The organism is Leifsonia sp. NPDC058292, assembly GCF_042880955.1.
Lineage (GTDB): Bacteria > Actinomycetota > Actinomycetes > Actinomycetales > Microbacteriaceae > Leifsonia.
In genome coordinates this window covers 133,947-151,761 of record NZ_JBHVYL010000002.1, presented here as the reverse complement: position 1 = coordinate 151,761, position 17,815 = coordinate 133,947, and the positions used below count along the sequence as shown (strand labels likewise).

Below are 17,815 nucleotides of genomic sequence, written 5' to 3'. Positions count from 1 at the left end.
CCGACGTCGACGGCGCCACGCCCGTTCGCTCGGTGTTCTTGGGGGCACGTTGTTCACCCGTCTTCTCTCGGTTCTTTCCACTCGTTCGTCGACCCGTCGGGGAGGCCGTCACGTCGGTCGCCGCACGCTGCGCGCTCCGGCCTCCGTCGCCACCGGCGTGGTGCTCGCGCTGGTCGGCGCTCTCGCGATCGGCGCGCCCGCCGCATCCGCCGCCGACCTCGGTTCGGGCGTGCTCAACCTCTCCAAGAGCTCGACGGTGACGGATGCGGACGCCGGCCAGCAGTTCATCTACACGCTGAACTTCGGCTGTTCCTCCACCACCACCGGATGTGTCGACGCTGTCATCACCGACCCGGTGCCCGCACCGCTCACCGTGGTGGGAACGCCGAACGTCGTCGGCGGCAGCGCCACGGTCTCGGTGAACGGCTCGACGGTCACCGCGGCGTTCACCGACCCCGTCCCCAACACCACCCCGGCGAGCACCGGCCTCGCCGCCGGAGCGACCGGAACCGTGCAGATCCAGGTCAAGGTACCGGATGCGCTCGCCAAGTCGTTCGACGCGCAGACCCTCACCAACAAGGCCACCTTCACTGCCACGAACGCCACGTCGGTCGAGGCGTCCAGGCCCGTGACCCTGCACGTGCCGGATGTCATCGCGGCCACCGCCGCCAAGACCTGGACGCCGTCGTCCACGCAGTACACGCCGGGCGAGCAGTCCACCGCCACCCTGAAGGGCGCGAACGCGTCGAACGTCGCCGCGAGCACGCTCACCATCGCCGAGCCGGCCGACCCGTCGGCCACGGGCGGCGTGTTCGACTTCTACGACTTCGCCGGCTTCGGCGCCGTCACCCTTCCGGCCGGCGCAGATCAGGTGCAGGCGATCGCGATCATCTCCAGCGGCCCGGTCGCCGGACCGGTCGGGACCACTCCGCAGCTGCCGTCGTCCGTCGCCGCGGCCGACGTGATCGGTCTGCGGATCGTGTTCACGTCGAGCGACGGTGCGGCGATCGCCCCCGCCGCATCCGGCGCCGTCGACGTCACCTTCGCTCAGCGCGCCACGAACCGGCGTGACGCCGGCACGCTCGTGGCCGGCGGCACCCGCGCGAACGTCGTCACCGCCACGGTGAGCACCCCGGGTGGCGACGCGACCTCGCCCGTCGCCTCCGCCTCCCAGGTGGTCGCTCCGCTGACGATCAGCGTCTCGGCCGACAAGAGCTTCAGCGTGCAGCAGCTGCCCGCCGGTCAGTCGACGGTGGCCACACTGACCGCGAAGAACACCTCGACCGGCCGTCTCACCTCGCTGAGCGTGCGCGAGCCGGGAAGCGGAACGTTCTTCTCCGACAAGGTCGTGTTCGGCGGCTTCTCCTCGGGTGCGGCCTGGCCGGAGGGCGCGACCGGCGCCACGATCACCTGGTCGGTCGACTCGGGCACGGCTCCCGCCGATTCCACCTTCACCGAGAACTCGGGGCTGCCCACCGCGCCCGGTCTCGCGGGCGGGCAGTTCATCACCGGCTTCGTGGTGACCTATACAGGCGCCATCGACACCGGAGCGACCGCGATCATCCCGGTCACCGTGAACACCACGGTCGCCGCCGGCCCGGCCGGCTCCGGTTTCGTCACCTACCCGAACGTGGCGACCGTCTCGGGCGCCAACGCAGCGGGCACGGCCGACGACACCGCCACCGCGAACCTCGACGTCTACTTCCCCGAGGTCAAGCTCGCGCTCGACAAGACGATCACGCCGGCCTCGGTGATCCCCGGTGGCGCGAGCCTGGTGCAGCTGTCGGCCCAGACGCCGTCGGGCACCAGTTCCGTGCGTCCCACCTCGATCGTGGTGACCGAGCCGCAGAACACCGGCTCGGCCTACTGGAATGCCTTCGACGCCACCGCTATCGCTCCGACCTCCGTTCCCGACGGCTCCACACTGACCATCGAGTACACGACCGACGGAACCATCTGGAAGACGTTCGACACCGTCGACGCGACCGGGGGAGCGAAGAGCTACTCCGCGGTGCTCGACTCCAAGCTGCCGAACGGCACCACCCACAGCGACGTGACGGGCCTGCGGTTCACCTTCACGGACGCCGACGGATTCGGTCAGGCCACCAACGTCAAGCCGGCCATCGTTTTCGTCGCCCGCGGCACGCTGCGCGACAACTCCGGTCCCACCGACCCGGGCGCGTATCCTGCCGTCACCGCGTACGAGAACTGCGCCGTCAGCACGGCCGGCGGCACGGTCAACGGCGGCACGCCGATCACCAGCCAGCCCGCGGCCGACTGCGCCACCGCGAACGTGCAGGCGACCACCGGCGGACCCGGCCCGCTGATCGCCGCCAAGTCGTGGGACGGCACCAAGGTGCTGCAAGCACAGTCCGGAACCACCACCGGCGTCACGCTCGGCTGGGGAACCCAGGCCACCGGCGTGCAGTCGATGACCATCCAGGACCCGGCCACCCCGTCGCCCGTCTCCGGCAGCGTCTTCCAGGCGTTCGACCTGGTGCGCATCGACGCGATCACCCCCACCTCCACCGGCGGCGCAACGTTCGATCCGCTCATCCGCTGGGACAAGGTGTCGAAGGTCGAGCTCTTCGACGGCAGCACCTGGAACGACGTGACCAGCAAAGCGTGCGCCAGCGCGAACGCCTGCGACGGAACGTTCCCCGGCTACACGCTCAGCGCCGCAGAGCGGGCATCGACCCAGGGCGCCCGCCTGACCGTGATCGAGAGCCCGAACCGCGCCGCCGCGATCGCCGCGACCGGCGACCCCACCGCTCCCAGCGTGGGCAGCGGTGTCGCCAGTGCCTCCGCCGGGGCCTTCCCCGGAGCGAACGCGAACGCCCGCACCGTGCACCTCGATCTCAAACTGCGCAACGCGGTCCGTGGCGGTTCGGCCACCGACTGGGTCACCGGAACCCGCGACTACAACCTGGCCGGTTCGCCCGGAGCCGTGGACAACACCGTTCTCGTGAGCGGCGTGCCGTTCACCGGCGCCCCCTTCTCGCGCACCGCGAACGACCACGTGACGATCATCGACCCGGCGCTCACCACGAAGGTCACCAAGACGGCGAACCCGACCACGCTGGTGATCCCGCAGCTGGATGTGCCCGCATCCGCCTACCCGTCGACCGCGTACACGACCACCATCGCCAACTCGTCGACGAGCAACACCTGGCAGCTCAGGATCAGCGACCCGGTGGACTGCACCAACACCACGAGCACCGCTCCGTGCACGTTCGGCGCCTACGACCCGGCGGCGAACCCGTTCGACAAGGTCACGCTCACCAAGATCGCGATCGACCTGACCGCCGCGGCCGGCGTGCAGACCTCGCAGAGCGTGGTCTCGCTGCTGCACCGCGCATCCGACGGCACCCTCAGCACCGATACGGCGACCATCGCACAGGCGACCGCGCTGACCCCGGCGCAGCTCGCCGACGTGGTCGGCGTGAGCGTGCTGCTGCGCGGCACCAACGCCCAGGGCACCGACGGCAGCGGTGCCACGATCGCTCCGGGCCAGAAGGCGACGGTGACGCTCACCGCCCAGCTGCGTGCGACCAGCCGCGCCGACGGCGTCGCGCCCACCGCCGGCATGTTCAACAACACGGTGTTCGGCGCGCTGCACGACGACGTCTACCCGGCCGTCGTCGCCGCTGACAGCCAGAGCGCCGGCGTCACCCTCGCCAACGGCAACCTCCAGGTGAGCACGGCGAAGACGTTCAACCCGGCCAGCACGCTGCAGGCCAACCCGGTGAACCCGGTGCAGGTCAACCTGCGGGCCCGCTCCACCGGCACCCTCTCGCCCAAGGCGCTCGTGATCGAGGACTCGGCGCCCACCTTCTGGAACGCTTTCACCCTCTCGGGCTTCAGCATCCTCGCGGTGCCGACCGGAGCCGACCGGGTGACCGTGGATGCGCAGACCGGCCAGGGCGCATCCGCCGCCTGGCACACCGGCTCGGCCACGTCCACCGCGAACGCGGCCCTCCCTTCCGGGGTGGCGGCCGCCGACGTCACCGGGGTGCGGTTCACCTTCACCCGGGCCGATGGCGCCAGCTTCGCGGCGAGCAACAACGTCGACAACGTGCGCCTGAACGTGGCACTGCGCTCAGCGCTCCGCGACGGTTCCGGCCCGGTCACCTCGACGGCCGTCACCACGCCCATGCCGGGCGAGACCGCCGCGGGCACCATCTCGAACACCGTGCTCGCCGACGCCTCATACAACGAGGTGCACGCCACCCGCACCCAGGCCGTCGCCGGTTTCACGGTGAGCCCGGGCACCGCGGCCATCGCGGTCGAGAAGACCAGCCCAGGACAGGCCGCCGCAGGTAAAGAGGTGAACTGGACGCTCCGGTTCAAGAACACCGGCACCGGCTTCCTGCCGAACCCGGTGGTCACCGACACGCTGCCCGCCGACGGTTCGCTGCTCTTCGTGCCGACCAACGTGCCGATCTACTCCACCTCGACCAGCGGAACGCTCCCGACGGACGCCGCCACTGTGACCCGCGCGTTCGACGCCGCGACCGGCGCCATCCGATTCACCTGGCCGGCCGGCTCGCAACTCTCGCCGGGCGAGACGTACAGCATCACGCTCGCCCTGCAGATCAAGCCCGGCCTCGCCCCGGCGAGCACCACGACGAACACGTTCGGCGTCAGCACCGACCGCGCCCTCACGGCCGGCGCGTGCACCCCGCTGAACCCGGGCAACGGCCGCGGAGCGTCTTTCGCAGGCAACACCTGCTCCACCAGCAACGTCGTGACGACGCTCTCGCAGGGGTCGTTCACCGCCTCGAAGGGTGTGGCCTCCGACACCGGCATCGCGCAGAACGTGAACAGCGCCGCCGTGCCGTGCACCGCCGACTCCGACGGCTACTACCGCTACCCGTGCGCCGCGGTGAGCGCGATCGGCGCCACCGACCACTGGAAGCTCGAGATGGTGAACGGCGGAAACGTCGCGGCCAAGAACCTCACGGCGGTCGACGTGTTCCCCTACCCGGGTGACGTCGGCGTGGTGGACCCCTCGGCTCGGGGCTCGGTCTACACGCCGCGCTTCAACGGCGACGTCGCGTTCCAGGCCACCGGTGGCACCACCGGAACACGGATGGACTGGTTCGTGACCACCGACGCGCAGCCCTGTGCGAAGGAGATCACCCCCGGTGCCGGTGCCTGCCCGGCGGGAGCCTGGCTGCCGTCGAGCGCCGTCGGAACCACTGTGGAGGCCGCAGACGTCACCGGTGTGAAGCTCGTCTTCGACTTCAGCGCCGCACCCGGCGCTGTTCTCCCTGCGGGCGCCGGCGTCAAGGTCACATACTCGACCACCAACGTGCCGACCGCCAGCGCTGGAGACCACCGTGCGCCGGTGACGGCGCCGGTCACCGGCGTGCGCGCCTGGAACTCGTTCGGCTTCTACCCGAGCTACGTCACGGGCACACAGCCGGCCGGACCGCAGGAGCCCATCAAGGCCGGTGTCATCCTCACCGGTGGACCGCTGCAGATCACCAAGACGATCACCGGAGCGGCAGCAGGCTACGCGCCGACCAGCTTCGTGGCGAACGTCGCCTGCACCATCGACGGAGCAGACGTCGACCTGGGCACGGCCGCAGCCGTGACGCTGAGCGCGGCGAACTCCTACACGGCGCGCATCGACGGCATCCCGACCGGCGCATCCTGTGCCGTCACCGAGAACGGCGCAACTGGATCGTACGGGGAGTCGACCCGCACGGTCACTCCGTCCGCCGTGGTCGTCGCGACGGCCGCCGACGCGTCGCAGCCGGTTCCGGCCACCCAGAAGGTCGCCATCGTGAACGACTACGCGGCCACCTCGCTGACGGTCACCAAGAAGGTCGACACCGCGGCGACCGGCGGCGCCTTCGGCCCGTTCGACGTCACGCTGAGCTGCACGAGCGCGCTGGGGGCGAGCATCCCGCTGGGCACCGGTGACGCATCCTTCACTCTGGCCGACGGCGAATCGCACACCGTGGCGAACCTGCCGGTCGGAGCCGAGTGCGCCGTCACAGAAACCGACAGCGACGGAGCCGCCACCGCCCCGAACCACGTCGGCATCGCCTTCAACGGCGCGACCGAGCACTCCGGCGACACCGACACGGTCACGCTCGCCGGTGCGGCCGGCGGCGACACCGCACTGATCGTCAACCACTACGCCGCAGGAACCCTCGCCGTCACCAAGACGGTCGACGGGGATGCAGCTGCCGGCTACGGCGACGGACCGTTCACGCTGCACGTGCAGTGCGTCTACGACGGCGACCAGACCCTCTTCGACGGCGACCTCTCGATCACCGGTGGAGAGACGCTGACGGTTCCGGGTGTGTTCCCCGCGGGCACCGAGTGCTCGGTGGTCGAGACGACGAACGGCGGCGCCACCGGAACCACCGTCGACCAGCCGACGGTCACCATCCCCGGCTCGCTCGACGGAACCGTGCCCACCGTCACGGTGAACGTGACCAACACGTTCTCGGCCGGCTCGGTCACCGTCGAGAAGGTGCGCACCGGCGACGGCGCGGCCACCTACGGCAACGGACCGTTCACCGCGCAGCTCACCTGCACCTGGGTGAAGGACGGCGTCACCGCGACCATCCCGCTGCCCGACGGCGGCAAGGTCGTGCTCGACAAGGCCAACGGATACGCGGCCACCGTGACGGGTCTCATCCAGGGTGCGCACTGCGGCACCGTTGAGACCGCGACAGGCGGTGCGACCTCGGTGGCCATTGCCCCGGCGGCGGGCGTCACGGTTCCTGCCGGCACGCCGGCGACAGTGACGGTGACGAACACCTTCAGCACCGGCTCGCTCACGGTCGACAAGAAGCGCGTCGGCGCGGGCGTGACGGCGTTCGGCGACGGGCCGTTCACGATGGCCGTCACGTGCACCTACGTCGTGGACGGTGTGACGACGCCGATCGACCTGGGCGCGGATGCGACCCTCGTGCTCTCGAAGGCGAACGGCTACACCGCGACGATCGACGGACTCATCGCCGGCGCATCCTGTGCCATCGACGAGACGGATGCGGGACTCGCCACGGCGACCACGATGGACCCGGCCGACGGAACCGTCATCATCGGCGACGGCGCCACGGCGACCGTCACTGTGACGAACGCCTTCGATGTGGGCCACCTGACCGTGCGGAAGAGCGCCGACCGCTCGACGGCGACGGTCGGCGACACGATCGTCTACACGATCGTGGTCACCAACGACGGCGCGATCGACGCCACCGATGTGGCCGTCACCGACACGCTGCCCGATGGCCTTCAGGTGAGCAGTGTCTCGCCGGCCGCCAGTGGTCCGGCCAAGAACGGTGCGCTGCACTGGACGATCCCTGCGCTCGCGCACGGCGCGAGCGCCACGGTGACCGTCACGGCGAAACTGATCGCGCCTGTCACCACCGTCAACAGGGCCAGTGTCGCGACCCCGCCAGGTCCGTGGGATCCTTCCTCGGCCACCGGCACCTGCGGTGACAGCGACGTGGCCTGCGCCACCGTGACCGACCCGGCGACCGCCGGATTGGCCAGCACGGGCTCCGACCTGACGAAGACGCTGTGGCTCGCACTGCTGATCATCGGCGGCGGCATGGTGCTGCTCGCCGCGGCCGGGATGTTCTCCCGCACCAGGGCGCGCTTCCGCAGCCGGGCTCGCCGCTAGCCGCTGGTGGGCGCTGGGCCGGTGCTGCGAGACGCGCACCGGCCCAGCGCACGCTGGACGTCGGCTGTCGCTAGTGGCGGGTCTCCGCCTGCCGGTACTCCGCGATCAACGCCGGGGCTCCCTGGGTCCACACCGGACCGTGGCCCGGGATCACGTAGTCGACGTCGAGCCCGGCCAGCTTCTCCAGCGACGCGGACGACCCGGCCTGGTCGTCGGTGAACGGCGCCGGCTGCGGGCCTGTTTCGCCGGTGAGCACGCTCCTCGTGGTCACCTCGTCTCCCACGAACACGGCGCGCACGGCGGGCACATGGATGGCGATGCTGCCGGGCGAATGGCCGGGCATGCCGATGATCTCGGGCGCGCCGGGCAGCGCCAGCACGGCGCCGTCGTCGACCGGCGTGACCTCCTTGACCGCCGGCATCTTCACGCCGCCCTTGCGGATCGCGTACGCGAAGAATCCGATCACCGCACCGATGCGCCGGCGGTCTTTCGGCGGCGACGGCGGTTTCTCACCCATCGCCCGCGCGGCGTCGCCGGCGCCCACGTAGACCGGGATGCCGAGCTCCGAGCGCAGCCGCTCGGCGAAGCCGGTGTGGTCGCTGTCGCCGTGCGTGAGCACGATCCCTTTGATGTCGCTGAGCGGTCGGCCGAGCTCGGCGAGCTCGCGCGTCAGATCGGCGTAGTGGCCGGGCAGTCCGGTGTCGATCAGCGTCATCCCTTCGTCGGTGACGATCAGATGCACGGCGATGATGTCGTTGCCGATACGGCGGAGTCCGGGTGCCAGTTCCATGATGGCTATACTAATTAGCTATGGGCACAGGATGCAAGCATGCCGACGCCGGATAAGACCTCGCTCCCCGCAATCGTGGCGGCCGCGCGCGGTCTGCTCGAAAGCGGCGGATTGGCGGGGCTCACGATGCAGGCCGTCGCGGAACGCGTGGGTGTGCGCGCTCCCTCTCTGTACAAACGGGTCCGCGATCGGGATGAGCTGCTGGCGCTCGTGGTCGCCGACACGCTCGAAGACCTGACGGTCCGCCTCCAGGCCCCGGGTGTCGAGACGGATCCGGCCCGCCGGGTCGCCGCACAGGCGGACGCGCTGCGCGCGTTCGCGCACGCGCATCCTGTCGGGTTCGGGCTGATCTTCGCGTCGCATGGCACGCCGCGTCCCCAACCGGCCGCGGTGGTCCGCAGCGTCACCCCGCTGCTCGACGCCGTGACGGCACTGACGGGCGCCGAGCACGCACTGGATGCGGCGCGCCTCCTCACGGCCTGGGCGAACGGATTCATCACCATGGAGCTGGGCGGCCTGTTCGGGCTCGGGGGCGACGTGGACCAGGCCTGGCGCTGGGGCCTCGACCGGATCGTCCGCTCGCTCGCTCGCTAGCCCCCCCCCCGCGACAGCCCGCGACTTCTCCTCCACTGACACCCACCCCCGTACGGGGGATTTGTGTCAATGTCCGCACAAGCATTGCTTATTTTGTCAAACTGTTTTATAAATTACGGCAGGGTCCGGATGAGGGCGCGGAAGAGCCCACCGGCAGATCGAAGCAAGGGAGCATCGATGAAACGCAGCAGGATTCTGGCCGCCGCGGTGGCCGCATCCACCCTCGTCGCACTGGCAGGGTGTTCGTCGTCGGGTTCGGGCGACGGCAAGACGATCAAAGTGGCCTATCAGGATTTCGGGTCTGACCTCATCGACACGTTCATGAAAGGCGTGAAGAAGGACTACGAGGCGGCCAACAAGGGCGAGAAGGTCACACTCGTTCCGATCAAGGCAGCGGAGAACGACTACTACACGAAGCTGTCGCTGATGAACCGCAGCGCGTCGACGGCGCCGGACGTGCTCTACGAAGACACGTTCCTCATCCGGTCGGACGCCCAGGCCGGCTACCTCGAACCGCTCGACTCGTACGTGAAGAAGTGGGACGACTGGTCGCAGTTCTTCGACAACGCGAAGGACGCGGGCAAGGGCGACGACGGCAAGATCTACGGCGTCTCGCTCGGCACCGACACTCGCGGCCTCTGGTACAACAAAGACATCTTCGCGAAGGCCGGTCTGCCGACGGACTGGAAGCCGAAGACCTGGGCCGACGTGCTCGACGCGGCCAAGACGATCAAAGCCAAGGTGCCCGACGTCACCCCGATCAACATCTTCTCCGGCAAGGCCGGGGGCGAGGCCAGCTCCATGCAGGGCTTCGAGATGCTGCTCTACGGGGCCAGCAAGGACGGGCTCTACGATGCGTCGTCGAGCAAGTGGATCACCGGCTCGAAGGCGTTCACCGACTCGCTCGACGTGATCAAAGACGTCTACACGAAAGACCTCGGCCCGTCGCAGGAGATCACGAGCGACACCAACTACCAGAACATCGTCGGCAGCCAGCTCATCCCTCAGGGCAAGCTGGCGATCAACCTCGACGGCTCCTGGTTGTCGAACAACTGGCAGGAGACCGGCGCGACGCCGTGGCCCGAATGGAACAAGGTCATGGGTGTGGCGGCCATGCCGACGCAGAACGGCGACGACCCCGGCAGCATCAGCATGTCGGGCGGCTGGACGCTGTCGGTCGGGTCGAAGAGCAAGGCGAAGGATGCGGCGTTCAAGTTCGTCTCGCTGGCGACCGACCGTGAGCACTCGCTCGACTTCGACGTGAAGCTGAGCCAGATCCCGGTGCGCAAGGATGTCGCGTCCGACTCCGCGTACACCGGGGCCAACCCCACCTCGGCGTTCTTCTCGTCGCTGGTCGCCGTCACCAAGTTCCGCCCGGCGACGCCCGACTACTCGAAGATCTCGAACGGCATCCAGGTGGCCATGGAGTCGGTGATGACCGGGCAACAATCCCCGGCCGAAGCCGCGAAGGCCTACGACGACACGGTCGTGGGGATCGTCGGAAAAGACAAGACGAAAGCGGAGTAGCCACCCGTGACGTCGACACTCGGCGCCGTCTCGGCGGGCGCCGGCGGCCGGGGGGACACCTCCTCCCGGCCGCCGCGCCCGGAGCCGACGGCGCGTTCGCGCAAGACCCGGCGAGCCATCGCCCGGAGCATCCCGCTCGTGCCGGCCATCGGCCTGCTCGTGGTGTTTCTCGTCGGGCCGATCCTCTCCTCGTTCTACGGCTCGTTCACCAACTCGTCGCTGACGGGTGCGGCAGCGGCCTCGAGCGAGTGGGTGGGGTTCAAGAACTACCTCGACCTGTTCGCGAGTCCCGACTTCCCGGTGGCGGTCGTGCTCACGCTCGTGTTCGTCATCGGCTCGGCCGTGATCGGGCAGAACATCGTCGGAATGATCCTGGCGCTGCTCATGCGCTCCGGCGGCCGCGTCGTCGGGGCGATCGTCTCGACGTTCGTCGTCGGCGCGTGGGTACTGCCGGAGATCGTGGCCGCTTTCGCTTCGTACGCGTTCTTCAGCTCGAAGGGCACCCTGAACGCCATTCTCGGGATGTTCGGCATCGCGGGGCCGGCCTGGCTGTTCGCCTTCCCGATGCTCGCGGTCATCCTCGCCAACACCTGGCGAGGCGCCGCCTTCTCGATGCTCGTCTACTCGGCGGCGTTGCAGGAGGTGCCGCCCGAGATCACGGAGGCGGCGGAGGTCGACGGAGCGAACGGCGTCAAGCGGTTCTTCCTCATCACGCTGCCGATGATCCGCCGCAGCATCTCCACCAACATGATGCTGATCACCCTGCAGACGCTGTCGGTGTTCACCCTCATCTACGTGATGACCGGCGGAGGGCCCGGCAACAAGAGCATGACCCTGCCGGTGCTGGCCTACCAGGAGGCCTTCAAGTTCTCCGAGCTGGGCTACGGAACGGCGATCGCGACCATCCTGCTGCTCGTCGGAGCGATCTTCGCCTTCGTGTACGTGCGCGCCCTGAAATCGGAGGTGGACTGATGCGTCTCTCGTCGCCGAACGGCACCGCGCTCAAATGGGTCGCCAACATCCTGCTGCTGCTCATCGGAGTGGTGTTCGTGCTGCCGATGGTGTGGGTCGTGCTCGCCTCCTTCGACGGGTCCGCCACTCTGGCGGTCGGCTGGCCGAAGTCGTGGACGCTCGACAACTTCACGCAAGTGCTGACGCCCGACCTCGCCTTCGTGCCGCTGTGGAACAGCCTGCTGCTGTCGGCCGGATGCGCGATTCTGACGGTCATCGTCGCCATCCTCGCCGCCTACCCGCTGTCGAGGTACCGCAACCGCTTCAACCGGCCGTTCCTCTACGCGATCCTGTTCGGCACCTGCCTGCCGATCACGGCCATGATGGTGCCCGTCTACAGTCTCTTCGTGTCGCTCAACCTGATCGACTCGCTCGGTGGGACGATCCTGTTCATGGCAGCGTCTTCGTTGCCCATGGCGATCTGGATGACGAAGAACTTCGTCGACGCCGTTCCGCTCTCCCTCGAGGAGGCCGCTTGGGTCGACGGAGCATCGAGCATGAAGACCCTGTGGACGGTCGTGGTGCCGCTCGTGCGCCCCGGTATCGCCGTGGTCTTCATCTTCGTGTTCGTGCAGGCCTGGGGGAACTTCTTCGTTCCCTTCGTGCTGCTGCTGAGCCCGGAGAACCAGCCGGCGGCGGTGAGCATCTTCACCTTCTTCGGGCAGTACGGCGCGGTCGCCTACGGGCAGCTCGCGGCGTACTCGCTGGTGTACTCGGTGCCGGTCATCGCGCTCTACGTGCTGGTCTCTCGAGTGCTCGGCGGCTCATCGGCGCTCGCCGGCGCGGTCAAGGGCTAGTGCCGTTCTTCCCTCTTAACTAAGGAGTCTCGTTGTATCAGCAGAACCAGCTCACCGAACTGCGGGTCGACCGTTTCGTGCGCGAACGGCTGGCGTCGGCGGTGGAGCGTGCGAGCGCGCCCGTCACCGTCGAGGCGTGGGAGGTGCCCGGCGAGCCGGTGCCGTTCGAGCAAGCGATCACGAACGCGTTCGCGCCGTTCGAGCTCGGGCAGTCGTGGGGGCGGCCCTGGGGCACCGTGTGGTTCCGGGTCACCGGAACCGTTCCCGCGGAGTGGGATGCGGCGCCCGACGACGTCGAGCTGGTTGTCGACCTCGGGTTCACGGCCGGTCAGGTCGGCTTCCAAGCGGAGGGGCTCGTCTACGCGCCCGATGGCCGCATCCTGAAAGCCATCGAACCGTTCAACGGCTACGTGAGGTTGCGGGCATCCCCGGGCGACGCGTTCGAGGTGTACATCGAAGCCGCGGGCAACCCCGATCTGGGCAGTCAGTTCGTCGACTTCGTGCCGAGCGGGATGGGGCGCAAGTCGACGGCGCCCGACCGTCCGCTCTACGCCCTCCGCCGCCTGGCCGTCGTGCACCGCGACAGGGAAGTGTGGGAGCTCATCCAGGATGTCTGGACAGCCAGGGGGCTGGCGGCCGAACTGCCGTTCGCGTCGCCGCGCCGCGCATCCCTCTTCGCCGCGCTCGACGCCGTGGTCGACGCGGTCGATCCGACGGATGTGGGAGGCACCGCCTCGGCGGGCCGTGCTGTGCTCGCCGCCGCGCTCGCCTCGCCGGCAGCCGCCAGCGCGCACCGCGTGTACGCCGTCGGCCACGCGCACATCGACTCGGCGTGGCTCTGGCCGGTGCGGGAGACGATCCGTAAGTGCGCGCGCACCTTCTCGAACGTGCTCGACCTCATGGAGCAAGACCCGGAGTTCGTGTTCGCGTGCTCGTCGGCCCAGCAGTTCGCGTGGATGAAGCAGTTCTACCCGCAGCTTTTCGAGCGCATCCGGGAGCGGGTGCTGGAGGGCCGGTTCGTGCCGGTGGGCGGGATGTGGGTGGAGTCGGACACGAACATGCCGGGCTCCGAGGCGATGGCGCGGCAGTTCGTGGAGGGCAAGCAGTTCTTCCTCCGCGAGTTCGGGGTCGAGCCCAAGGAGGTGTGGCTGCCCGACTCGTTCGGCTACAGCGGTTCGCTCCCGCAGATCGCCCGGGCCGCGGGTGCCGACTACTTCTTGACCCAGAAGATCTCGTGGAACGAGATCAACCGCTTTCCGCACCACAGCTTCGAGTGGGAGGGCATCGACGGCACGCGCATCTTCACGCACTTTCCGCCGGTCGACACCTACAACTCGCAGCTGTCGGGCGCCGAGCTCGCGCACGCGGAGCAGAACTTCGCCGACAAGGGCCACGCGAACACCTCGCTGGTGCCGTTCGGCTGGGGCGACGGCGGGGGAGGGCCGACCCGCGAGATGCTCGCGGCCGCGCAGCGCACCGCGTCGCTCGAAGGCTCCCCGACGGTGCGGCTCGCCTCGCCGTCCGAGTTCTTCGCGGCCGCGTCCGCCGAGTTCGATCCCGCGCCCGTCTGGGCGGGCGAGCTCTACCTGGAGTTCCACCGCGGAACCTACACGTCGCAGGCGCGCACGAAGCAGGGCAACCGCCGCAGCGAGCACCTCTTGCACGAGGCCGAGCTCTGGGCGACGACGGCTGCGGTGCGCACGGGCGCCGAGTATCCCGCCGACGCACTGCGCGAGGCGTGGCATACGGTGCTCCTGCAGCAGTTCCACGACATCCTTCCCGGTTCGTCCATCGGTTGGGTGCACGACCAGGCCGTCGAGAACTACACCGCTGTCGCCCGCTCGCTGGAGACGCTGATCGCCTCCTCGTTCGAGGCTCTGCGGGGCCGGGATGGAGCCGCCGACTCGGTAGCGACGACGTTCAACGCCTCGCCGTTCGCGATCGACGGCGTGCCGGCGTTCGGCGCCGCGACACCGGCGGTGGGTGCGGATGTGCGACTCGCGACCGACGGCGACGATCACGTCATCGAGAACTCGGCGCTGAGCATCCGGATCGACGGAGCCGGCCTGATCTCCTCGATCGTCGAGGTCGCTTCGGGCCGCGAGGTGCTGCCTCCGGGCACCCGGGCGAACGTTCTGCAGGTCTTCCGCGACACCCCCACCCAGTGGGACGCCTGGGATGTCGACGTCGAGTACCGCCGGTCGGGCGACGACCTCGTCGCGCTCGACAGCCTGGAGGTCGTGACCGACACCCCGCAACTCGTCGCGGTGCGCATCGTGCGCTCGTTCGGCGAATCGGTCGTCACGCAGACCCTCAGTCTGCGGGCGGGGTCGCCGGCGCTCGACATCGAGACGCACGCCGACTGGCACGAGCGGCAACGGATGCTGAAGCTCGCCTTCCCCGTCGACGTGCACACGTCTTCGGCGCGTTCTGAGATCCAGTTCGGCCACATCGATCGGCCCACCCACACGAACACGAGTTGGGACACGGCCAGGTTCGAGACCGCGGCGCACCGCTGGGTGCACGTCGCCGACGCGACCTTCGGGGTCGGCGTGGCCAACGATTCGACCTACGGCCACGACATCACCCGGCACGCGCGCGACGGCGGGGGAACATACTCGCTCGTGCGGCAGACCCTGTTGCGCGCGCCGTTGTTCCCCGACCCCGAAGCGGATCAGGGTGAGCACGTGCTGCGCAGTGCCATCGTCGTCGGCGGTGTCGACCGGGCGATCGAGGAGGGCTACCGTCTCAATCTGCCGGTGCGCGAGGCGCTCGGTGCGGCCGTCGAGCCGCTCGTCGCATCCTCGAACCCCGCCGTCGTCATCGAGACGGTCAAGCTCGCCGAAGACGGGTCGGGGGATGTGATCGTGAGAATTTACGAAGCATTCGGCGCGAGGGCGACCTCGACCATTGCCACGACCTTCGCACACCTCGGTGTCGTGGAGACCGATCTGCTCGAACGGGAGCAGCGCGCGACTGCGCTGCTTTCGGGCGACGACGCGGGCGCAGTCGTCTCTCTGCGGCCTTTCCAACTCGTCACGCTGCGCTTCGCGCGCGGCTGACGACAGACCGTCCGCCCCGGGCCGCGCGAACCCCGGGGCGGGCGACACTCCCGCCATACGGAGGGAACTCCCAGTGCCGATGAGGCAGGATAGGTAGGTCGTTTCCTCGTCGCGCGCGCTCACCCGCCCGTGAAAAGCCCCCTCAGAAAGTTTCCGACTCTTTGCTTCACTCCCGAAAGCCGCAGCGAACCCGCCGCACCTACCTCCCCGCCCTCGAGGCGGAGACTCAGGAGACGCCGGAGAAGCAGCGGTCGGGCCGCGCGGCGCTGCGCGAGGTCAGGGAGCGCAAAGCCGCGATCGAGCGGCACCGGGCGTCTCACGTTCCCTCACGCGCACCGCGCATCAAAGGCATCCGTCGCCCCTGGTTCCAGGCTCTGCTGATGGTCGCTGTGACCGGTCTCGTCGGCACGGCGGCCCTGCCTGCCTACGCGTCGTCCGACACGGCGTCGGTGAACGGCGACACCCGCGTGGCGCTCGCCGTGCAGACGCTCACGGGCGGTGCGCCGACGGCGACAGTGCCCTCCGCCACGCGTGAGGGCTACAGCGTCGTCGAGAACGCCACGATGCTCGACTCGACAGAGAACAACTTCGTCTCCGCCTCCGTGCGCGAGCTCGCCACCAAGCTGATGGCGGCCGCCGCCAGCGGGCGCCTGGTGGGGTCGACTCCGAACCACATCCCGGAGATCCAGAACCTGGCCGAGGGCCGTGTGGTTCCCGGATGCGGTGTCGACTACCGCGTGCTGCAGGCGATCGACGTGGCCCTCAACACGTTCGGCTCGGTCGGCGTGAGCGACATCAACCGTCACTGCACCGGCCAGATCGAGGGTGCGGGAACCGAGTCGGCGCACTACGTCGACGGCGGCGGTCACGCGGTCGACTTCTACCTCCTCGACGGTCGCCCGCTGACCGGCGGCGACGCCCAATCGGTGAAGCTCATCCAGGCTCTCGACCCTCTGGTGCCGAACGGCTCGGGGCTCGGCCAGGTCGAATGCCGCGCGTCGATGGACCTGCAGAACTTCAAACCGTTCGACGACACGTGCAACCACCTGCACCTCGACTTCCTGAATTCCGAGGGCGCGAGCCTCAAGGAGTGACCATCGCCGGCGACCCGAACTGGGGGCGCCGTGCGTTACGGTGACGGCTCACCGGTCTCCCTCGAGATCGAGCGCGCCGCGGCTTGGCGGCGGGGTGCGTCCTGTTCGGATCGCCCGCGGCGCTCACGCAGCCGGCCGAGCCCGGCGTCGAGCGCCATGAGCGCCGCCGCGAGCGCGGCGGTCGCGGCGGCGCCGACGAGCAGTGCCAGCGGTGCTGTCGAGGCGACGATTCCGGCGATCGCCACACCCGCTGACGAGAAGGCCACTTTGAGGCCGGCCATCGTCACGAAGACCTGCGCGCGAGCCTCCGGCGGAGAGTACTCCGCTCGGGCGGCGAGGCTCGACGTGAACTGCACGGCGCTCGCGAGTCCCGTCAGAGCGAACGCCGCGGCCGCGAGGATGAGCGTGGGCGCCAAGGCGCAGAGAGCAGCGAAGAGGGCGATCGCAACGGCGGCCCGGGCGACCGCGCGTTCGGGCGAGCCGCGCAGCGGTCTGACGGTCATCGCGACCGAACCGACGAGGTTGCCGACGCCGAAAGCGGAGACGAGCACGGCCGTCGCGCTCGGGCCGAGGGGGTGGAGGGTCGCGGCCGCGACGGCGAGAAGCGGCATCGCGCCGACGGCGAACGCCGTCACGCCGGTGCCGACGGTCACACGGCGAAGGGGCGGCACGCTGAACAGCACGGCCAGGTTCTTGCGGAAGGACGGCCGGGGCGCGTCATTCCTCTCGGCGGTGGCTCCGGGGCGGCCGACGGGTAGCGCTGTGAGAAGAGCGGCCGCCACCAGAGCGAAGGCGGCGACGACGAGAATCGCGGCCAGGGGCGTGACGGCTGAGGCGATCAAGGCGATGGCGACCGGACCGAGCGTTCCGGCCAGCCCGTAGGTGAGCGCATCCATGCCCTGCGCCCGGCGCTGAGCGGATCGTTCGTCGCGCACCAGCCCGGCGAGCCGACTGCTCAGACCGCCGGTGAGGAGGGGCCCACACGCACCGGCGATCACGAGCGCGATCACGCTGAGCGCCGTCGCGCCGACCGTGAACGCGGCAGCGGCAGCCCCGACGCACAGCGCGTAACAAGCGAACGCCGTCGCGAGAACGGCCGCGGGGTGCGCCGAGCGGTCGAGCAGCGGCGCAATGAGAGGGCCGGCGAGATGCGGCGCCGTCAGCGCGGCGGCCAGGAGACCGGCGACGGCAGCATCGCCTTGGCCCGCCGTGGCGAGCAGAACGAATCCGACGATCGCGCCGGCGTCGGCGCTCCGCGCGAGCGTTGCAGTCACCGCATAGAGCGCGATCACCGT

The 17,815-nt window shown here is 69.4% G+C and carries 9 protein-coding genes; 7 read left to right on the top strand and 2 right to left on the bottom strand.

From position 1 onward, the window contains the following. Positions 1-49 precede the first annotated feature (49 nt). Positions 50-7,645, top strand: a complete 7,596-nt coding sequence (locus ACFVWR_RS02750; RefSeq protein ID WP_387207738.1) for a DUF5979 domain-containing protein — start codon at positions 50-52, stop codon at positions 7,643-7,645. Between the two features lie 70 nt (positions 7,646-7,715). Here ACFVWR_RS02750 and ACFVWR_RS02745 read toward each other — a convergent pair whose 3' ends face one another. After that, the gene (locus ACFVWR_RS02745) at positions 7,716-8,435 is read right to left on the bottom strand and encodes an MBL fold metallo-hydrolase (RefSeq protein WP_387207736.1); all 720 of its coding nucleotides are present in this window, start codon (positions 8,433-8,435) and stop codon (positions 7,716-7,718) included. Between the two features lie 39 nt (positions 8,436-8,474). Here ACFVWR_RS02745 and ACFVWR_RS02740 point away from each other — a divergent pair, with 39 nt between their 5' ends. From ACFVWR_RS02740 to ACFVWR_RS02715, 6 genes are all read left to right on the top strand, one after another. Continuing rightward, the gene (locus tag ACFVWR_RS02740) at positions 8,475-9,029 is read left to right on the top strand and encodes a TetR/AcrR family transcriptional regulator (RefSeq protein WP_387207734.1); all 555 of its coding nucleotides are present in this window, start codon (positions 8,475-8,477) and stop codon (positions 9,027-9,029) included. A gap of 177 nt (positions 9,030-9,206) precedes the next feature. Then, positions 9,207-10,556 (top strand): extracellular solute-binding protein, encoded by a 1,350-nt coding sequence (locus ACFVWR_RS02735; protein ID WP_387207732.1) that lies wholly within the window; start codon positions 9,207-9,209, stop codon positions 10,554-10,556. Positions 10,557-10,562: 6 nt separating this feature from the next. After that, positions 10,563-11,528 (top strand): carbohydrate ABC transporter permease, encoded by a 966-nt coding sequence (locus ACFVWR_RS02730; protein ID WP_387207730.1) that lies wholly within the window; start codon positions 10,563-10,565, stop codon positions 11,526-11,528. After that, on the top strand, positions 11,528-12,364 hold the full coding sequence (locus ACFVWR_RS02725) for a carbohydrate ABC transporter permease (protein ID WP_387207728.1): 837 nt from the start codon (positions 11,528-11,530) through the stop codon (positions 12,362-12,364). The genes ACFVWR_RS02730 and ACFVWR_RS02725 overlap by 1 nt, the downstream gene beginning before the upstream one ends. A gap of 32 nt (positions 12,365-12,396) precedes the next feature. Continuing rightward, the gene (locus tag ACFVWR_RS02720) at positions 12,397-15,426 is read left to right on the top strand and encodes an alpha-mannosidase (RefSeq protein WP_387207726.1); all 3,030 of its coding nucleotides are present in this window, start codon (positions 12,397-12,399) and stop codon (positions 15,424-15,426) included. Positions 15,427-15,587: 161 nt separating this feature from the next. Continuing rightward, positions 15,588-16,520 carry a hypothetical protein gene (locus tag ACFVWR_RS02715; RefSeq protein WP_387207724.1) on the top strand — a complete coding sequence of 311 codons (933 nt, stop codon included), beginning with the start codon at positions 15,588-15,590 and terminating at the stop codon, positions 16,518-16,520. A gap of 35 nt (positions 16,521-16,555) precedes the next feature. Here ACFVWR_RS02715 and ACFVWR_RS02710 read toward each other — a convergent pair whose 3' ends face one another. Then, positions 16,556-17,812 carry a hypothetical protein gene (locus ACFVWR_RS02710; RefSeq protein ID WP_387207722.1) on the bottom strand — a complete coding sequence of 419 codons (1,257 nt, stop codon included), beginning with the start codon at positions 17,810-17,812 and terminating at the stop codon, positions 16,556-16,558. Positions 17,813-17,815 lie beyond the last annotated feature (3 nt).